Annotated in this window: 2 pseudogenes; one reads left to right on the top strand and one right to left on the bottom strand. The window is 75.7% G+C overall.

The features are described from left to right. Positions 1-840, top strand: a pseudogene (locus OZN99_RS32310) (GntP family permease); the annotation flags it as partial. 5 nt (positions 841-845) lie between these two features. Here the strand turns inward: OZN99_RS32310 and OZN99_RS32305 are convergent. Next, positions 846-1047, bottom strand: a pseudogene (locus OZN99_RS32305) (Bug family tripartite tricarboxylate transporter substrate binding protein); the annotation flags it as partial.

Raw genomic sequence — 1047 nt, 5'->3', positions numbered from 1 at the left:
GCGCGCGGCGAGGGCTTCGGCGATGCCCGGCCGGACGCCGCCGACGCCGCGGTGGACGACCCGCTGGTGCGCGAGCGCGCCGTCGCGTCACGCGACTTCGACCCGGCCGAGATCCATCGCAGCCCGGAGGCGCGGGACCGCCCGCCGGTGCTGCTGGCGGCGCTGCCGCTGGTCGTCGTCGTCGTCGTCAACATGCTGATGTCGCTGGTGGTGCTGCCGCGCATCGATGCCGGCTTCCTGGCGGAGCCGCGATGGGGCGGCACCAGCCTGCAGGCGGTGGCCGGCGTCTGGGCGGTGGTGGTCGCGCTGGCCGCCGCCATCGTGACGCTGGTGGCGGTCAACGGGCGCCGCATCCCGTCTCTGCGCGCCACGATGGATGCCGGCGCCAACGCCGCGGTGCTGCCGATCGTCGGCGTGGCGAGCCTGGTGGGCTTCGGCGCGGTGGTCGCCGCGCTGCCCGCCTTCGACGCGGTGCGCGACCTGGTGCTGGGCATCGGCGGCGGGCCGCTGGTCTCGCTGGCGGTCGCCACCAACGTGCTGGCCGCGCTGACAGGGTCCGCCTCGGGCGGGTTGACCATCGCGCTGGAGGCGCTGGGGCCGACCTACATGGCGATCGCGGCGCAGCAGGGGATGGACCCTGGCCTGATGCACCGCGTCGCAGTGATCGGCGCGGGCACGCTGGACATCCTGCCGCACAACGGCGCCGTCATCACGCTGCTCGCGGTCTGCGGCTGCACGCACCGCGAAAGCTACCGGGACATCGCGGTGACGGGCATCGGCGGGTCGCTGGCGGCGCTGGTGGTGGTGATCCTGCTGGGCAGCCTGTTCGGGTCCTTCTGAGCGGGTCAGTCCGCCCGCACGCCGGCGCGGCGGATCACCTCCGCCCAACGCGGCGTCTCGCGCGCCGCCAGTTCGAACAGCGCGGCGGGCGGGCCCGACGCCGGCTCGAAGGCGAGCGCTGCGTAGCGCGCGCGCAGCGCGGTGGAGGCGAGCGCCGTCGCGACGGCGTCATGCAGGGCCGCGATCGCGTCGGACGGCGTCGCCGCC

The organism is Falsiroseomonas oryzae, from assembly GCF_027856955.1.
Lineage (GTDB): Bacteria > Pseudomonadota > Alphaproteobacteria > Acetobacterales > Acetobacteraceae > Falsiroseomonas > Falsiroseomonas oryzae.
Note: the sequence above shows the minus strand (reverse complement) of the source record. Positions and strands in the feature narration are given on the sequence as shown.